Below are 16854 nucleotides of genomic sequence, written 5' to 3'. Positions count from 1 at the left end.
CCGAACCTTGCGGTTCGATTCTCTACAAAATATTTTCGTAAGTATCGCGAACTTCTTGAGGCCAAACACTTGTTTGCACTTCCCCGATATGTTTCTTGCGAAGTAGGAACATGGCCATACGAGATTGTCCAATTCCTCCACCGATTGTCAATGGGAATAGACCATTCAACAAAGCCTTGTGCCATTCTAATTCCAAGCGGTCTTCATCACCAGTGATTTCTACCTGACGGCGAAGGGTTTCTTCATCTACACGAATCCCCATAGAAGACAACTCAAAGGCTCCACCTAGAGACTCATTCCAGACAAGAATATCGCCGTTAAGACCCTTGTAGCCATTTTCAGACTCACTTGTCCAGTCATCGTAGTCTGGTGCACGTCCATCGTGTGGTTTACCATCTGGCAACTCGCCACCGATACCAATCAGGAAGACAGCTCCGAATTCTTTACAGATCGCATTTTCACGTTCTTTTGGAGTCAAGTCTGGGTAGCGTTCTACCAACTCTTCTGTATGGATAAAGGTGATTTGTTTTGGCAAGATAGACTCGATGTCATAGCGAGCTTCAACAGCTAGTTCTGTCAAACGAATGGCCTTGTAAATCTTCTCAACTGTTTCTTTTAGGTAAGCAATGTTGCGTTGACCATTTGGAATGACCTTTTCCCAGTCCCACTGATCCACAAAGACAGAGTGGGTTGCATCCAGCGAGTCTTCGTCTGGACGAAGGGCCTTCATGTGGACGAACAGACCTTCACCCTCACCGAAACCAAAGCGAGCCAGAGTATGACGTTTCCATTTAGCAAGTGAGTGCACCACTTCATAGGTTTCATCAGGAATCTGCAAAACCTTGACAGATACTGGATTTTCCACACCAGACAGGTTATCCTGCATCCCGTCACCGACCTTGCTCAAGATAGGACCTTGAACTTCGACAACTTCTAGCTTGTCTTTCAAATACTGGGTAAAAGTGTTTTTAACAAAGGAAATTTCTTCTTGTTGATGGATAAAACTTTTCTTCATAAACTACTCCTCAAAAATTTAATTAAAAGCATTATACACCTATTTCCAAGAAAAGAAAAGAGAAAATTTAAAAAAATCAGTGTCACTCAAAACACTGATTTCATAGACCTTTTAATCATTGCGGCCAAAGATACGTAGAATACTTAGGAAAAGATTGATAAAATCAAGATAGATACTGAGAGCCATTGACACAACCCAACCTGTCGCTACACGACCTTGTGATTGTTCATAGGCAAGGCGAATTCTTTGGTTGTCCCAAGCAATCAGCCCAGAGAAGACCAAAACCATGGCTACGCTAATCATATAATCAAAGAAACCGCTAGCCAAGAAAATATTAACTACCATGGCAATCAGCAAACCAATAAGAGCCGCCATCATTGCCCGACCAATCCCACTCAAGTCTTTCTTAGTGAACATACCAACTGCCGCCATGACAAAGAAGAGAAGGGCACTCGACACAAAGGCTGATAAAACTGTACCTGGAGTATAGAAGGCTACCACAAAACTAAGGGTAAAGCCGTTTAATACTGAGTAAAGTAAAAATACTGGAAGAGCAGCTGGACTATTCTTTGAAGCCATACTGCTGGCAACAAAGACCAGAGCTAGCTCTGCAAAGGTTGCAATGGTCAACCAGAGACGCCCCTGCATCAAAAAGTAAACCAACTGAGACTGAAAGACCGTCAACATAAGACCTGATACCAAAGCGGATAGTCCGATTCCCAGACCAACAAATGCATAAACCTTAGCGTAAAATTGATTGAGACCTGCGCGGTCGTGAATAATAGTGTGATTCATCTTTTCTCCTTTTCTATGAACATCTTTCCTTGATTATAACAAAGAAAGTTAAAATTAGCTTAAATGGAAAATCAAAATACCTGCTGCAACTGCAACATTGAGACTCTCCGCCTGACCCTTCATGCTAATATGGACCAACTGGTCTGCACTTTCCGCCATGAGGGGACTAATTCCTTGACCCTCATTTCCCATAACCAAGACAAACTGATCTAAATGAGGCAAGTCACGATAGTCTTTAGAATCCTTGGAAAGAGTGGTCGCTAGGACTGAAATACCCGCCTTTTTAGCTTCATCGAGAAGCGCTTGATTAGACATTCGATAAATGGGCAGATGAAAATGACTGCCTTGCATAGAACGGAGGGTCTTGAGACTGTAGATGTCTGCCGACTTATCTGAAACAATCACTCCTGTAAAGCCTGCTGCATCCGCGGTCCGAATGATGGTTCCCACATTACCAGGATCTTGCACATCTTCCAAAAACAAGAACTTGCCCTGACTCATATCAACTTGTCCTACTTCTTCTTTTTGAACGACGGCAACAATTCCCTGTGGAGTCTGAGAATCTGACAAATCTAGCAAAATATCCTCTGACACCCAGACAGTTTGCGAAAAAGAGGCTAACTTGTCTCGGTAAGTTTCTAGGGCAAAGATCTTCTCAATCGTCACTCCAGCTTGAACAGCTTCTTCAAACAAGTGCCAACCTTCAATCAAATAGGAAGACTTGCGGTATTTTTTTTGGTGTAATTTCTTGGCATTTTTTACCACATAATTGGCTTTTGAGGTTATAATAGTCATAGAAATATTATAACACAATCAAAGGGGTTTGGTATGCAAAAGGTTAGAATGATTGCCCAAGGTAGGGTGCAGGGAGTCGGCTTTCGTTGGGGTGTTTACAGCCTGGCGCTTGAAATCGGTGGTATTACTGGACGAGTTTGGAACAATGACGACGGTACAGTGGAAATCTTAGCCCAAGCAGACTCATCTGCTACCATGGCGAAATTTATCCAAGAAATCCGAAAAGGACCCACACCTTTTTCAAAAGTCAGCTACTTAGATGTCCAACTGAGCAACTTCCCTCCCTACCCTGACTTCAAAATCGAAAATTAGGTCTCTAGAACTATTGTATATTTTGTAAAAAAACAGTAGAATAGAAAGGTATAATTTTTAAAGAAGGAATAAAAACAGTGAAATCTATTAAACGTTTTGCACTCTCGGCTATGGGAGTGGCTATGTTGCTTGTTTTGACTGGCTGTGTTAGCGTCGATAAAGCCACAGGAGAACCCACAGGATTTATTTGGAATACTTTCGGAGCCCCTATGGCTGAAGCTATCAAGTACTTCGCTACTGATCAAGGGCTAGGCTTTGGTATGGCTATCATTATCGTAACTATTATCGTACGCTTGATTATCTTGCCACTTGGTATCTACCAATCATGGAAGGCGACACTTCACTCTGAAAAGATGAACGCCCTTAAGCACGTCCTCGAGCCACACCAAACTCGTCTCAAGGAAGCAACAACTCAAGAAGAAAAACTAGAAGCTCAACAAGCTCTCTTTGCCGCTCAAAAAGAACACGGCATCAGCATGTTTGGTGGTGTAGGATGTTTCCCTATCCTCCTTCAAATGCCTTTCTTCTCTGCAATTTACTTTGCTGCCCAACATACTGAAGGGGTTGCTCAAGCAAGCTACCTAGGCATTCCTCTAGGTTCTCCAAGTATGATGTTGGTTGCCTTCGCTGGTGTCCTTTACTATCTTCAATCACTCCTTTCACTTCACGGAGTAGAAGATGAAACGCAAAGAGATCAAATCAAGAAAATGGCTTACGTGAGCCCAATCACGATTGTCGTCTTCTCCCTCATTTCACCAGCCAGTGTCACACTTTACTGGGTTGTCGGTGGTTTCATGATGATTCTCCAACAGTTTATCGTCAACTATATCGTTCGTCCAAAACTTCGCAAAAAAGTCCGTGAAGAATTGGCGAAGAACCCACCAAAAGCAAGTGCTTTCTCAACAGCAAACGGACGAAAAGACGTGACCCCTGAACAACCAACTGCTATCACAAGCAAGAAAAAACACAAAAATCGCAACGCTGGAAAACAACGTTCGAGATAAGAAGAAAAAGGCTTAGCTAGTTTGCTAAGTCTTTTTGCGATATCAAAAATAGGAAAAACACTGATTAATAAGAAGCAAAACGTACCCACTAAAGCTTTACAAAGTTAGACAAAGCCTTGTTTTGAATCCCCATATGAAATCTATGTAGTCAGTAAGACTCTTAGAAAGATATGACGCTCGCATCGTTTAAAAATGCCCCATAAACGAACAGTCCTCGCATGACTATGATTTAATACACTTCACAGTTATTAAAACTTCTGCTCCCTCGTCTCTATTTCTAAGCTCAACTCGGCCTTTGTGTAGTTTTGCAACTCTACATACAAAACTAAGCCCAATACCATAATGTTGCTCTTTATACGATCTAGCTTTATCCATACGATAAAATAGCTTTCCAAAATTAGTTAAAACTTCATCTGGAAATTCAGAGCCATTATTCCATATACCTATTTTCAATTCCTTTCCCTCTTGCTCTACTCTAATTTTAATTTTAGGATTCTGTTTATCGGCGTATTCCAAAGCATTTGTTAAAATATTTTGTATTGCACGAATCAGAAGAGATGGATTTATATAATAGTTTTCAGTTCCTTTCACATTTTGTTCAAAAGAAAACTTCATCTGATTTTTTATCAAAAAAGAGACTTCTTTCTCTAATTCATTGATAAAATCTGAAGAGGAATACTCCGTCCAACCTGTCTCATCATCATAATAGGTTTTGGAATAGTGAATCAATTGATTGAAATAATCTAGTAACTGTTGACTAGCTCTTTCTATATCTGCTAAGCATTCTTGAGATTGGTCGTTTTCAGTTATCGCCTGCAAAAATTCCACATTCCCCCTAATAATGGTTAAGGGAGTTTTTAAATCATGAGAAGCTGCTGAAACCTGAAACATCAAATCTTCTTTCTGTTCTTTCTCATCAATTATTAATTGTCGAATTCTATCTTGCATCACAATAATCCGATTTCCTGTCTCACGAAATTCTTTAACCGTTAATCTTTCTGTACATTCCCGCTCTAACCATATACTATTTTCATAAATCAAAGTCATTTCATAACTCAGGTTTTTCAACAATTTTCCTATGTGATAGCTTATTAGAATAATCAATAAAACACAAATATATATCCATGATGACACATTAAAAAAGATTGATAGAACACCACTATTGTTTAGAGGTTTCCCATCTTCATTTATTTGTATAGATACTGAAGCTAAGGGAATAAGATAGACCATTAGTAAGCCAAGACTAAACTGCCAAATAATTCTCCAACAGGTTTCTCGAATTAATTGTCTAAAACTTTTGATTCTACCCATTGATATCCTCCACCATACAAGGTTTTAATTGGATTTAATTGATAAGGTTTCAGCTTTTGACGAATTTGATAAATGTACTCTGAAACCGAACGTAAAAGCGCTTCTGAACTTTGTGGATATAGATAATTATAAATTTCCTCAATAGAATATATTTTACTTGGGTTGCTTGCCAAAAGATTCACTATGTCAAATTCCCTCCTTGTCAGGGCAATCTTATCATCGTTTACAAATAGTTCCTTACTATCCGTATATAGTATAAGCTTCCCAATCTTTATTTGATGAACATTTCCTTTAGTCCGTTCTTCACGACGTAAGTGCATTTTAACACGTGCTAACAATTCTTGCATACTAAAGGGCTTCATAATATAATCATCAGCACCTGCATTGATTCCAGCTACTAAATCTTCATCCATATCCTTAGCAGTTATAAAACAGATAGGAACAGTTATCTGCTCGCGAATCATCCGACAGATTTCTAAACCACTAACAGGCATCATAATATCTAATAAAATCAAATCGAATCCTGTAAAATCACAAAGATCAATCTCTTCTATCTTATTTCGTATGACTACTTCGTATTTTTCATATTCTAGTACTTTTTTTATTAGGCGAAGAATAGCAAGATCATCATCTACCACCAAAATTTTATAAGCCATAACTCACCCTCCTAACCATATTATAACACTAACCGAGAAAAAGACAGGATATCCCCTGTCTTTAGCCTACATTTCTTCCTATAAGTATCAGTGTAGCAAATACAAAAACAATTAATAACCAAACTATTTGTATCCCTAAGCCTTGCCACACTGGATAATAAAGCGACAAGGGATGGGTATAAAAACAATTCATACTAGCTAGTAATGGTAAATTTCTAAAAAAAGAACTGAATTGTAGTAACATTTGTCCCAACCCCAATAAAAGGGATAAACTGATTCCCAGAATTAAGATAAAAGACTGGGAAATAAATACAAAAATACCACTTAAAAGAGAGAAGGTTAGAATAGAAATACAAGCTGGAAATAGAATTGTTAGAACATGTTTAATATCGCTCAAAAGATTGATATTGTAATATCCTTGCGCGATTAGTATGCATAATGATATTACAGCAACCAATAATACAATTTCCATACATAATAGAATAGCTAGTTTAGATATTATAAATTTCAAACGGTTTGGACAGGTAAGAAAACTGGTACGAAGGCTAGAACCTGTAAATTCTTGACCTATAAATAATACCGCTAGACTAACGAAACCTGCCTGTCCTAAATAGAGACTTTGCAGTAGCTGTTCCAAAACAAACTGTAGAGTCAACTGGTCTGGCTTACTATTTAAAAAAACAACCATCGTCGGAACACACAGTAATAGAGCACCTATAATCAACCAGTGCCAAGGATTCATCATAAACTTGAGATATTCACTTTTAAGTTGCTCTTTCAACTTATTCACCTCCTCCGATATCTGACTTAAGTAAGCGGTAAATTGCTAAAGCCAAGAATGAGAAGTTCCAACAAAGTAAAAGTAAAATATGTTGTAAACTATTCTGTTCTAAAATTTGAGGAGATGTAGCAATCAATCCTTGCCCCAATGCAACTGGAAGAAATTTTGCAGCTGATATATAGTTTGCTAAGAATGTTCCTAAATTGTAGACTTGAGGAAGCAAAAATAATAGAGGGACAATGGCTGTTTTAAATGTCAAAGCCATAATATAGGCCAGCAGTCCCAACAAAGTCCAAGCTATACTGGCTAAAAATATATAGAACCAAACTGTTCCATTTAGTGAAAAAAGCAATAAGCCATCTTGTCCTAAAACATAATGTGTCATGTTAATCGTAAGGAATATTGATAGAAAGGAAATGATGAAAGAAAATACAAGCCAAACTAATGTTTTTGAAACTAGGAAAATACTTCGATTTGTAATAGAGAGGAGGCTTGTACGAATAGCAGAGCATTTATACTCCTCGGCTCCGTAAATTGAGCCTAGGATAATCATAATAAAAACACCAAATAAAGTGACATCAAAACCTAAAAATTCAATAGGAGGTATAGCTTCTGCTAATTCTGGATTTGTCGCTGGTGTAGCATGAATACCAACTGAAACAATTTGAGAAGCACCAATATTTGCTAAAAAAGTTTGAAATACCAGTATCAAGAATAGTACAACATGAGTAGCTCTCTTATAAAGTAATTTCAATATTTCAGAATGAAGAGAGTAAATAAGCGCCATGTCACTTCCCTCCCTCTGTTAAACTAAAGAAGACTTCCTCTAGTGAAGAAAGATTTTTCATCACTTCTTGTAAAGTTCCTTTTATAAGAACTTTTCCTTTATTTATGATAACTACATCATCTGTTACTGCTTCCACTTCCGATAATATATGAGATGATAGCAAGACCGTCTTCCCTTCTTGAGCTTGTTTTTTTATAAACTCTCTAAACCACCGAATTCCTCTTGGATCCAATCCATTTGTCGGTTCATCCAATATCAAATACTGAGGATTTCCTAATAGAGCTGTTGCAATTCCTAAGCGTTGTCCTTCGCCTAATGATAATTTTCCAATTTTAGATTTTTTCTTATGGCTAATATCCACCATATCCAAGACTTGCTCAATTCGCTGACTGGATATCCCATTACTAGCAGCAACAATTTTCAAATGTTGATAAACAGTCCGATCATTAGGAGCTCCTACACTGTCAAATGAAGCTCCTACAGTCTTTAGAGGAAATTTTAATTCCTTATAAGTTTGATCTCCAATTTTGGTAAGACCAGATGTTGCTTTGTCTAATCCTAATAAAATACGTAAGGTTGAACTTTTACCAGCTCCATTTGGACCCAGGAAAGCAGTCACTCTACCTGCTTTTGCTTCAAAAGAAATATCTTTTAAAATTTGAGTTTGGCCATACGACTTACATAAATTTTTAATAGTAATACTTTGTCCCATCATGTTCTCCTATTCTATTTAATATTTCCAAAGCAACTTTATCTTACACATTTATTTTCGGATTTTTTTCAGGATTTAAAATCTTTAAAATTTTATATCATTTAATTATCTAGATTTGTGTAAACTTAAAAGCCCGATGTCTCCATCAGGCTTCTTTATTATATTATCCATGTACACGTTTCATATAGTCTTGATAACTTTCGGTATCCATGAGTTTTTTAGCGTTTTTCACGCGATCTGCTGTTGGTGGTTTAACCCCTTCGAGGGAATAAGGAATTCCCAATTCACGCCATTTGAACTCACCCATGGTGTGATAAGGAAGGATTTCAAACTTATCAACATTTTTGAGGGTCTTAACGAACTTACCAAGTTCAATCAAGTCATCATCTCTGTCTGTCAATCCTGGAACTAGCACGTGGCGAATCCAGACAGGTTTTCCAATATCTGATAGATACTGGGCACAGGCCAAGATGTTTTTATTGGTTTGGCTAGTAACAATCTTGTGCTGTTCTTCGTTGATTTCCTTGATATCTAAGAGAACCAAGTCAGTGACAGCCATGAGTTTGTCAAACTTCTCAAGGTAACGTGGTTTATTACGGAAAGGCAGGGCACAGGTATCCAAGGTACAGTGGATTCCTTGTTCTTTGGCCTTGGTAAAGAGGGCAATCAAGAAATCAATCTGCAAGAGGGCTTCTCCCCCACTGACTGTAATACCACCCTTATTTCCCCAGAAACCACGGTAGCGCAAGGCCTCTGCCAAGACATCATCTACCGTCCGTTCACGTGATTTATTGGACTCCATAGCCCAAGTATCTGGGTTGTGGCAATACTGGCAACGCATGTGACAGCCCTGCAAAAAGACAATAAAGCGAATACCAGGTCCGTCTACCGAACCAAAGCTCTCCGTTGAATGCACCATTCCTGTCACTTGTCCATAATCAATTGTTTCTTCAGACATATCGTTACCTTCCTTGAAAACGTTTTATAGTTTTATTATATCATGACTTGAAGGAAAAACAAGATTTTTGCCTATTTTTTAGAAAGCAATCTGTTTTTCAATTTCATTTTCAATTAATTATCATTTTATTCTTCAAAATCAAAACCATACAAGGTTGCAAAATAGTCCTCAGGGCGCTCTGCACGGCGGATTTGACGGGCTTTGCCTTCTTCAGTATAAAGGATTTCCGCAGAGCGAAGTTTGGCGTTGTACTGGTAGCCCATTGAAAAACCGTGGGCACCTGTATCATGAATTACCAGCAAATCACCAATTTCTGTATGAGGCAGTTCACGATTCACTGCAAATTTATCATTGTTTTCACAGAGTGAACCGACCACATCTACCACTTCAGCTGGCCCATCTGGATGTGTCAGATTGGTGATATGGTGGTAGGCTCCGTACATGGCTGGACGCATAAGGTTGACTGCTGATGCATCCACACCTAGATAGGTACGGTAGGTTTTCTTCTTATGAGTAACTCTTGTGACCAAAGCACCATGAGGGGCTAGCATAAAGCGACCCAATTCGGTGAAAATCTTAACCTGACCAAGACCTGCTGGCGTAAGAACCTCTTCATACACCTTACGAACTCCCTCGCCAATCAAGGCAATATCATTTGGCTCCTGGTCTGGACGATAATTGACACCAATACCGCCAGAAAGATTGATAAAGTCTAGTGAAATGCCCAACTTTTCCTTGATTTCAACAGCCAATTCGAAAAGCTGACGAGCCAACTCTGGATAATAGAGATGGGTGACGGTATTGGATGCTAGAAAGGAGTGAATTCCAAAGGTCTTAGCGCCTTTTTCCTTCAAGATAGCAAAGGCTTCAAAGAGCTGGTCCTTGGTCATTCCAAACTTAGCCTCGCCAGGATTGTCCATAATATCTGTTCCCAGTTCAAAAACACCACCAGGATTGTAACGACAAGAAATGATTTCTGGAATGCCTGCCGCTCGCTCCAGATGTTCAATATCTTCAAAGGCATCCAAGTTAATGGTTGCACCCAATTCACGCGCATAGGCATATTCCTTGTCTGGCGTGTTGTTAGAGGAGAACATGATCTCAGACCCTGGAAAGTCCAGTTTGTGACTCATCAAGAGCTCTACATAACTAGAGCAGTCCACTCCGCAACCTTCCTCTTGGAGAATTTTCAAGATAGCTGGTGTTGGAGTTGCCTTAACTGCAAAATATTCCCTAAATCCCTTGTTCCACGAAAAGGCTTGGTTAACAGCTCTTGCCTTCTCACGAATCCCCTTCTCATCATACAAGTGAAAGGGAGTCGGGAACTCGGCAACAATCACTTCTAACTCTTCTCTATTGATAAATGGTGTTTTCATAAGCTTCCTTCTATTCTATTTGCAAAGAAAGGCTGGGACAATCGTTCCAACCTTTAGTTCTATCTCTTATTTATCTTCATCAAAGATATTGCCAACCTCAACATCGATGGCTTGATTCTTGACATCAATATTGGTTACCTTCAAGAGTGACTTGTAGTCAAACTGCTTTTCACGTTCTTCTTGGGCATTATCTGCAAAGACGGCTACACCAGCTAGTTCAGAATCGAACTCACGCAAAAGACTGATCATCCCGTTGACTGTTCCGCCACCTTTCAAGAAGTCATCCACAATCAAGACACGGCTGCCTGCCTTGAGACTGCGTTTTGAAAGGAACATTTTTTCAATACGGTCACCACTTGAACCTGAAACATAGTTGACGCTGACAGTTGAACCTTCGGTAATTTTCAAGTCACGGCGCACAATGACAAAAGGAACATTGAGGACATTGGCAACTGCATTTGCAAGTGGCACACCCTTGGTCGCTACTGTCATAACCGCGTCAATTTTTTGGTCCATAAAGCTCTTGGCAATAATGCGACCAATATTTTTCAAGATAGCTGGTGTGCTAAGCAAATCAGACAGGTAGATATAGCCACCTGGCAAGATACGATCACTTTCTGACAACTTGGCACGCAAGTCCTCCACCATTTCCTTGGCATCATGGTTTGAAATAGAAGGTGTGAAGATGACACCTCCTCCAGCACCAGTTACTGTCTGGATATGACCGATTTCAATTTCCTCAAAGGCGCGTTTGATAATCACAATATCTTCTGAGATGGATGATTTAGCAGATTCATACTTTTCAGCAAAAGTATTGAGACTAGTTAGTTTATAAGGATTATTAATCAAATAGTTGGAAATGACAACCATCCGATCACTTCTTCTTAATTTCATTTCTATTTCCCATTTCATTTAATTTTGATATTTTATCCATTATACCATATTCACATAAAAAAACGAACATTCTTATCCCAAAAAATGCTCATTTTTCTTAAATTATTAATCTAAATCTGGTTTATAGAAGGAACGATTGTCCATAGCGAAGATTTTATTGGTCATCTCTCCTTTATCCACCAAAGCCAGAGCTGTTGACATCATCATCATACTAGCATCCAGATTATCAATCATATGGATAATCTCTGCCTCCATGATACGTGGACGAACTGGACTTCCGTACTCTAATAAACCGTGGTGACTGAGGATAACGTGGCGGAGCAGAACGACTTCTTCCTTGGTGTCATCAATACCGAGTTCCATCACTGTCTTGGTAATTTCACTATCAATCAGAGCGATATGTCCAAGGAGATTGCCTCGCACTGTATACTCAGTCTGGTCTGGTCCCGTCAACTCAATGACCTTAGCCAAGTCATGCAGCATAATCCCTGCATAGAGCAGGCTCTTATTGAGCTGAGGATAGACCTCGCTAATAGCATCTGCCAAACGCACCATGGTCGCCGTATGATAGGCCAATCCCGTCTCAAAGGCATGGTGGTTGGTCTTGGCAGCTGGATAAGAGTAGAACTCCTTATCATACTTGGTGTAGAGATTTCGGACAATTCGTTGCCAAACAGGATTTTCTATTTTGAAAATCATCTGAATCATATACTCTCGGATTTCCTTGACATCAACTGGCGACTTGACCTTGAAATCAGCTGGATCATTGGGTTCGCCAGGTTGAGGCAAGCGCAAGGTGATTTGATTGACCTGAGGGGTGTTATTATAAACCTCTCGGCGCCCTTTCATGTGGACAACCTTACCTGCTGTAAAGGCCTCAACGTTATGAGGTTGGGCATCCCAGAGTTTCCCTTCAATCTCGCCACTATCATCTTGGAAGGTAAAGGCCAGGTAGTTTTTCCCAGCTCGTGTCTGTCTCAAATCAGCTGACTTGATTAGGTAAAAGCCTTCAAACAGCTCATCTTTTTTCATGTGACTAATCTTCATATTCTTCCTCATCTTCTTGGAAATGGAGTAGATCAAGCGCAGGCTCACCTTCTGATAACTCAATGTGACGGAGCGTCCGCTCGATAGCTGTAGTGCGACGGTTTAATAATTCATCAATATTGCCAGAGGCATGTTGGAGATGCTTTTGTGCCTTGACCAGAATGCCACCAAACTTGCCGAACTCGGTCTTAACACTAGCAAGGGTCTTACTGATATGGTCGGCACTCTTTTGGATATTGAGGGTTTTGAAGCCAACTGATAGGGAATTGAGGAGGGCTGATAGGGTACTTGGTCCTGCGACAATAATCTGCTCCTCCCGCCTCAAATCATCAAAGAAGACAGGATTGCGAACAATTTCTGAATAAAGTCCTTCTGTCGGAACAAACAAAACTCCAAAATTAGTTGTCCGAGGCGGTGCTATGTACTTGTTCCTGATATCCTTAGCAAAGCGCTTGACGCTTGCTAGAAGTGATTTACGACAGCGTTCGATTTCATCCTTGTCACCTGCTTCATAGGCTTCTTCCAAGCGGTAATAATCTGCTAGTGGGAACTTGGAGTCAATTGGTAAGTAGACATATTCCTGATCACCTTGTCCGGGCAACTTGATGGCATACTCCACTCGTTCACTAGAGTTTTCAACCGTTGCGTATTCTCGTTCGTACTGGGCAGGTGTCATGATATCTTCGATGATTTGCCCCAATTGCAATTCTCCCAGAATTCCTCGCGTTTTGGTCCCAGAGAGAACCTTGTTGAGGGCTCCAACATCGCGCGCAACTGTCTGCATTTCTCCCAGACCACGATTGACTGACTCCAGTTGCTTGGAAACTGTCTCAAAGGAAGCCTGCAAGCGCGTCTGTATGGTCTTCTCTAACTTTTCCTCGACCGTTTGGCGCATTTGTTCCAAACGTTGCTCGTTTGATTCCTGCAAGGCTTGAAGACGTTGGTCGGTCTTGTCTCTAGTTTGCAAAAGATTATCTGTCATTTCTTGACGGACTTGCGTCAGGCCTTGGTGCAATTCTATTCGCACTTCTTGCAAGCGGTCACTGACAGCCACTTCCAAATCTTTTTGGTCTAACTGGCTGGCTTGTCTGGCTTGTTCAAAGCGATAATCCAACTGGTCTGATAAATGATCTGCCTGATCCTCCAAGCTCTTACTTAAGTGTTTTTCCTGCTTATCCTGCCTTTGCCAAATCAGAAAAAGCCCAGCTAGGTTGGCAATTAATAATAGAACAAGTAAACTTTCCATCCTACCTCCTGTCCTTGCTATGTAAGACAACCACATAGCCATCTGGGCAAGTCACCGAAACTTCCCTATCTATATATTCGTTAGAAGCGTACACTTTTTTAAAGAAAAAATTCTCCTCTGTCAACTCATACTTGGCCCCGAGAATGGTCAGCCGGCTATCCCGAACTGGCATAAAGGCTAGATAGTCGTAGTCTGAACGAGGTTCTAGCTGACTGGTCCCTTCTGGACAATAGGCAATCAAGTTTTGCCCATCCTCAATCGCTATCTGGCGCATATAGGGAGCCAACTTGGGATTGCTAGGTAGAAAGACATTGGCCAGCATATGGTCAATACGACCACCCAAAGCACCGAAAATAGTGACCTGGGCCTGAGAATTCTTCTCAAAAATGGTCAAGAGAGCCAATTCCAAATCAGTATCATCTTTTTCTGGTCGGGCTTGGACAAAATTCTGGGCATTTTTTTGAATTACCTGTCGCTCTTCTGCGGTTACCGAATCAAAATCCCCAACTGCTAGGGCGAGAGGAAGGTCTTCCTCTAAAACCCAGAGCGAGCCTCGATCCACACCAACAAAAGCATCAAAATCTGTCCGATAATGACCGCGGTCTCCGCCTGCAAAAACGGCAACCCTAGTCCAGTTGTTTTCTGAGAGTTTGTACTCGCTCATTGACATCTCCCTTAAAGACATAGGAACCTGCTACAAAAACGGTCGCACCAGCTTCTTTGGCTTGAGCAATAGTTTGGTCATCAATCCCACCATCCACTTCAATCTCAAATTTCAAACCTTTTTCCTCACGAATGACAACCAACTCACGAACCTTATCCATAGTTTCTGGCAGAAAAGCTTGTCCACCGAAGCCAGGGTTCACTGTCATGACTAAGACTTGGTCAACTAGGTGAAGCACGTGCTTAATGGCCTCAACAGGTGTACCAGGGTTAATGACAACCGAAGGTTTAACACCGAGTGAACGAATTTTTTGGAGGGCGCCATGAATATGAGGCGTTGCTTCCACATGGATGCTGATGATATCTGCTCCCGCACGCGCAAAGTCTTCCAGATGGTGTTCAGGATTCGCCACCATCAAATGGCAGTCAAAGACCATCTTGCTATGAGGACGAAGAGCCTCGACCACACCTGCACCAAAACTGATTTGTGGCACAAAGTGCCCATCCATGATATCGATATGGGCATATTCTGCCCCAGTTGCTTCTAGGCGTTTGATTTCACGTTCAAAGTTGGCATAATCTGCTGCCAGAATTGACGGAGCAATCTTGTATTGAGACATAGGTTTCTCCTTATTTTGGAATTTTTTTGCTGACTTTTTTATAGGTTTCTCTGCGATTTTCAATTTCACTGAGAAATTGCAGGTAGTTGTCAAAACGGAAGGTGGTAATGATACCCTCTTCAACAGCCGGCTTAACTGCGCAAGACGGCTCATGGGTATGGGTACAAGTACGGAACTTACAATCTCGGCTAACACTAGCAATCTCTGGAAAAGCCTGATTAAGGTCTTCAGCCGTTGACACTTCATAATCCAGAGATGAAAATCCTGGCGTATCTGCGATTTTACCCCCATTGAGGTTGTAAAAACTAACAGCTCTAGTGGTATGGCGACCACGACCTAGACTATCTGAGATTTCTCCTGTTTCGAGATTGAGGTCCGGTGCGATTTTGTTGAGGAGGGTTGATTTCCCAACACCTGTCTGTCCCATAAAGACCGTCACTTTTCCTGTTAACAAAGGCAAAAGTTCTTCTTTACTAGTCACAAAATCGTAACCAATAGCACCGTAGGTCTGCTGGTAAAAATCCAGCTCTCCCCTATCTTCCAACAAATCCATTTTGGAAATATAAACGATAGGATGGATGCCCTTGTGCTCCAAAAGAACCAAGAAACGATCCAGCAAATTGCTGTTAAAATCAGGTTCCTTGACGGACATGATTACCACAGCTTGATCGATATTGACAATGGGCGGACGAACCAAACTGTTTTTCCGTTCGTAAATCTTGAGGATATAGCCCTCTGAATTTTCCTCGGCAGAAAAATCTACCCAATCCCCAACGTAGGGGGTATGGCCTTTTTTACGGAAATTTCCACGCGCGCGCGTCTGATAAACCTGGCCCTCACTCTCTACATAGTAGAAGCCTGCCAAGGCTTTAATAATTTGTCCCTGCATCTTAGAGTCCTTGCCCTTTAAGTGCGTCTGCTAGACTGGCAAACTCTGCCAAGTTGAGAGCTTCCCCACGCACACTTGGTGACAAGCCCGCTTGATCCAAGGCCTTGGTCAATTTCTCCTTAACTTCTTCAGTCTTGCCAAAGTAACCTGTCAAGTTATTCCACAAGGTCTTGCGACGATGGGTAAAACTAGCCTTGGAAACCTTAAAGAAGAAGTTCTCGTCTTCTACTGCTACAGCTGGCTCTGAACGACGCACCATTTTCAAGATGGCTGAATCCACATTTGGTGCTGGCACAAAGACCGTACGCGGCACGATAAAGGCAACCTTGGCAGTCATGTAATACTGAACCGCAATCGACAAGCTACCATAAGCCTTGGTATTCGGTTGAGCGGAGATGCGATCCGCCACTTCTTTTTGCATCATGACGACAAACTCACTAAAAGGAATTCCACTCTCGATCAAGTGCATGAGAATAGGCGTCGTGATGTAATAAGGCAAGTTGGCTACCACCTTAATGGGCAGGTCAGGATTTTTGAATTTCTGAATATGCTGCGCCAAATCAACTTTGAGAATGTCCTCGTTAACCACTGTTACATTGTCAAAATCACGAAGAGTATCTGCCAAAATCGGTACCAAACGGTGGTCAATCTCAAAGGCCATGACCTCTGCTGCACGCTCAGCCAAAAACTCTGTCAAGGCACCAATACCTGGCCCGATTTCGATAACATTAACCTGGTCATCAATTTCAGCCGTATCCACGATTTTTTGAAGGATATTGGTGTCCGTCAAGAAATTTTGCCCAAAGGACTTTTTAAAGGTAAAACCGTGACGCTCCAGCACTGCCTTGGTCACGCTATAATCTGCAATTCTCATCTATTCTCTTTTCTATTATCTGTTACTACTATTGTAACACATTCCCCTTGTATTTGGGGGTGAAAATCATACCAAAAAACTATCTTTCCTCATGAAGAAAGATAGTCTTGGAAATCTTT

General features: G+C 40.9%; 19 protein-coding genes. 2 read left to right on the top strand and 17 right to left on the bottom strand.

Annotation, left to right across the window (positions count from 1 at the left end; translation table 11 throughout):
• Window positions 1–22: 22 nt before the first annotated feature.
• The 3 genes from asnA to SK642_RS01425 all read right to left on the bottom strand — a co-directional run bounded on the left by asnA (window position 23) and on the right by SK642_RS01425 (window position 2605).
• Entirely contained in the window at window positions 23–1015 is a 993-nt protein-coding gene (gene asnA / locus SK642_RS01440; protein ID WP_033683055.1) for an aspartate--ammonia ligase, read from the bottom strand.
• Window positions 1016–1126: 111 nt separating this feature from the next.
• Complete coding sequence (locus SK642_RS01430; protein WP_001016908.1) at window positions 1127–1810, bottom strand: Bax inhibitor-1/YccA family protein; 684 nt, start codon at window positions 1808–1810, stop codon at window positions 1127–1129.
• A gap of 54 nt (window positions 1811–1864) precedes the next feature.
• Entirely contained in the window at window positions 1865–2605 is a 741-nt protein-coding gene (locus tag SK642_RS01425) for a TrmH family RNA methyltransferase (RefSeq protein WP_033683053.1), read from the bottom strand.
• A gap of 33 nt (window positions 2606–2638) precedes the next feature.
• Between SK642_RS01425 and SK642_RS01420 the strand changes: the two genes are divergently transcribed.
• Entirely contained in the window at window positions 2639–2917 is a 279-nt protein-coding gene (locus SK642_RS01420; RefSeq protein WP_033683052.1) for an acylphosphatase, read from the top strand.
• A gap of 77 nt (window positions 2918–2994) precedes the next feature.
• Window positions 2995–3921 carry a membrane protein insertase YidC gene (yidC, locus tag SK642_RS01415; protein ID WP_033683051.1) on the top strand — a complete coding sequence of 309 codons (927 nt, stop codon included), beginning with the start codon at window positions 2995–2997 and terminating at the stop codon, window positions 3919–3921.
• A gap of 222 nt (window positions 3922–4143) precedes the next feature.
• On the opposite strand, the gene SK642_RS01410 is transcribed toward yidC, so the two are convergent.
• The 14 genes from SK642_RS01410 to rsmA all read right to left on the bottom strand — a co-directional run bounded on the left by SK642_RS01410 (window position 4144) and on the right by rsmA (window position 16735).
• Window positions 4144–5232: a sensor histidine kinase gene (locus SK642_RS01410; protein ID WP_033683050.1), complete on the bottom strand. Its 1089-nt coding sequence runs from the start codon at window positions 5230–5232 to the stop codon at window positions 4144–4146.
• On the bottom strand, window positions 5202–5888 hold the full coding sequence (locus SK642_RS01405) for a response regulator transcription factor (RefSeq protein ID WP_033683049.1): 687 nt from the start codon (window positions 5886–5888) through the stop codon (window positions 5202–5204). Before SK642_RS01405 ends, SK642_RS01410 begins: the two co-directional genes overlap by 31 nt.
• 61 nt (window positions 5889–5949) lie before the next feature.
• Window positions 5950–6669, bottom strand: a complete 720-nt coding sequence (locus tag SK642_RS01400) for an ABC transporter permease (protein WP_033683048.1) — start codon at window positions 6667–6669, stop codon at window positions 5950–5952.
• Window position 6670: 1 nt separating this feature from the next.
• Window positions 6671–7456, bottom strand: coding sequence for an ABC transporter permease (locus tag SK642_RS01395; RefSeq protein ID WP_033683047.1), 786 nt, complete (start codon window positions 7454–7456; stop codon window positions 6671–6673).
• Between the two features lies 1 nt (window position 7457).
• On the bottom strand, window positions 7458–8168 hold the full coding sequence (locus SK642_RS01390) for an ABC transporter ATP-binding protein (RefSeq protein WP_033683046.1): 711 nt from the start codon (window positions 8166–8168) through the stop codon (window positions 7458–7460).
• Between the two features lie 163 nt (window positions 8169–8331).
• Window positions 8332–9126: a pyruvate formate-lyase-activating protein gene (gene pflA / locus SK642_RS01385; RefSeq protein ID WP_033683045.1), complete on the bottom strand. Its 795-nt coding sequence runs from the start codon at window positions 9124–9126 to the stop codon at window positions 8332–8334.
• A gap of 125 nt (window positions 9127–9251) precedes the next feature.
• Complete coding sequence (locus SK642_RS01380; RefSeq protein ID WP_033683043.1) at window positions 9252–10502, bottom strand: diaminopimelate decarboxylase; 1251 nt, start codon at window positions 10500–10502, stop codon at window positions 9252–9254.
• 66 nt (window positions 10503–10568) lie between these two features.
• Window positions 10569–11396: a pur operon repressor gene (gene purR, locus SK642_RS01375; RefSeq protein WP_004246994.1), complete on the bottom strand. Its 828-nt coding sequence runs from the start codon at window positions 11394–11396 to the stop codon at window positions 10569–10571.
• Between the two features lie 105 nt (window positions 11397–11501).
• Window positions 11502–12443, bottom strand: coding sequence for a 3'-5' exoribonuclease YhaM family protein (locus SK642_RS01370; protein ID WP_033683042.1), 942 nt, complete (start codon window positions 12441–12443; stop codon window positions 11502–11504).
• The gene (gene rmuC, locus SK642_RS01365) at window positions 12433–13689 is read right to left on the bottom strand and encodes a DNA recombination protein RmuC (RefSeq protein WP_033683041.1); all 1257 of its coding nucleotides are present in this window, start codon (window positions 13687–13689) and stop codon (window positions 12433–12435) included. The genes SK642_RS01370 and rmuC overlap by 11 nt, the downstream gene beginning before the upstream one ends.
• A gap of 1 nt (window position 13690) precedes the next feature.
• The gene (locus SK642_RS01360; protein WP_033683040.1) at window positions 13691–14353 is read right to left on the bottom strand and encodes a thiamine diphosphokinase; all 663 of its coding nucleotides are present in this window, start codon (window positions 14351–14353) and stop codon (window positions 13691–13693) included.
• Window positions 14316–14972 carry a ribulose-phosphate 3-epimerase gene (gene rpe, locus SK642_RS01355; protein WP_033683039.1) on the bottom strand — a complete coding sequence of 219 codons (657 nt, stop codon included), beginning with the start codon at window positions 14970–14972 and terminating at the stop codon, window positions 14316–14318. The genes SK642_RS01360 and rpe overlap by 38 nt, the downstream gene beginning before the upstream one ends.
• A gap of 10 nt (window positions 14973–14982) precedes the next feature.
• Window positions 14983–15861 carry a ribosome small subunit-dependent GTPase A gene (rsgA, locus tag SK642_RS01350; RefSeq protein ID WP_033683038.1) on the bottom strand — a complete coding sequence of 293 codons (879 nt, stop codon included), beginning with the start codon at window positions 15859–15861 and terminating at the stop codon, window positions 14983–14985.
• A 1-nt stretch (window position 15862) separates the two neighbouring features.
• Window positions 15863–16735, bottom strand: a complete 873-nt coding sequence (rsmA, locus tag SK642_RS01345; protein ID WP_033683037.1) for a 16S rRNA (adenine(1518)-N(6)/adenine(1519)-N(6))-dimethyltransferase RsmA — start codon at window positions 16733–16735, stop codon at window positions 15863–15865.
• Between the last annotated feature and the right edge of the window lie 119 nt (window positions 16736–16854).

This window comes from Streptococcus mitis (genome assembly GCF_000722705.1).
Classification (GTDB): Bacteria; Bacillota; Bacilli; order Lactobacillales; family Streptococcaceae; genus Streptococcus; species Streptococcus mitis_P.
Note: the sequence above shows the minus strand (reverse complement) of the source record. Positions and strands in the feature narration are given on the sequence as shown.

What these genes read in the sequence shown, in the direction of transcription:
- asnA (WP_033683055.1), bottom strand. Translation starts at nt 1,015, where the DNA reads ATGAAGAAAAGTTTTATCCATCAACAAGAAGAAATTTCCTTTGTTAAA.
- rmuC (WP_033683041.1), bottom strand. Translation starts at nt 13,689, where the DNA reads ATGGAAAGTTTACTTGTTCTATTATTAATTGCCAACCTAGCTGGGCTT.
- SK642_RS01410 (WP_033683050.1), bottom strand. Translation starts at nt 5,232, where the DNA reads ATGGGTAGAATCAAAAGTTTTAGACAATTAATTCGAGAAACCTGTTGG.
- SK642_RS01405 (WP_033683049.1), bottom strand. Translation starts at nt 5,888, where the DNA reads ATGGCTTATAAAATTTTGGTGGTAGATGATGATCTTGCTATTCTTCGC.
- SK642_RS01430 (WP_001016908.1), bottom strand. Translation starts at nt 1,810, where the DNA reads ATGAATCACACTATTATTCACGACCGCGCAGGTCTCAATCAATTTTAC.
- purR (WP_004246994.1), bottom strand. Translation starts at nt 11,396, where the DNA reads ATGAAATTAAGAAGAAGTGATCGGATGGTTGTCATTTCCAACTATTTG.
- SK642_RS01420 (WP_033683052.1), top strand. Translation starts at nt 2,639, where the DNA reads ATGCAAAAGGTTAGAATGATTGCCCAAGGTAGGGTGCAGGGAGTCGGC.
- rsgA (WP_033683038.1), bottom strand. Translation starts at nt 15,861, where the DNA reads ATGCAGGGACAAATTATTAAAGCCTTGGCAGGCTTCTACTATGTAGAG.
- SK642_RS01425 (WP_033683053.1), bottom strand. Translation starts at nt 2,605, where the DNA reads ATGACTATTATAACCTCAAAAGCCAATTATGTGGTAAAAAATGCCAAG.
- rpe (WP_033683039.1), bottom strand. Translation starts at nt 14,972, where the DNA reads ATGTCTCAATACAAGATTGCTCCGTCAATTCTGGCAGCAGATTATGCC.
- SK642_RS01360 (WP_033683040.1), bottom strand. Translation starts at nt 14,353, where the DNA reads ATGAGCGAGTACAAACTCTCAGAAAACAACTGGACTAGGGTTGCCGTT.
- pflA (WP_033683045.1), bottom strand. Translation starts at nt 9,126, where the DNA reads ATGTCTGAAGAAACAATTGATTATGGACAAGTGACAGGAATGGTGCAT.
- SK642_RS01390 (WP_033683046.1), bottom strand. Translation starts at nt 8,168, where the DNA reads ATGGGACAAAGTATTACTATTAAAAATTTATGTAAGTCGTATGGCCAA.
- SK642_RS01370 (WP_033683042.1), bottom strand. Translation starts at nt 12,443, where the DNA reads ATGAAGATTAGTCACATGAAAAAAGATGAGCTGTTTGAAGGCTTTTAC.
- rsmA (WP_033683037.1), bottom strand. Translation starts at nt 16,735, where the DNA reads ATGAGAATTGCAGATTATAGCGTGACCAAGGCAGTGCTGGAGCGTCAC.
- SK642_RS01395 (WP_033683047.1), bottom strand. Translation starts at nt 7,456, where the DNA reads ATGGCGCTTATTTACTCTCTTCATTCTGAAATATTGAAATTACTTTAT.
- SK642_RS01380 (WP_033683043.1), bottom strand. Translation starts at nt 10,502, where the DNA reads ATGAAAACACCATTTATCAATAGAGAAGAGTTAGAAGTGATTGTTGCC.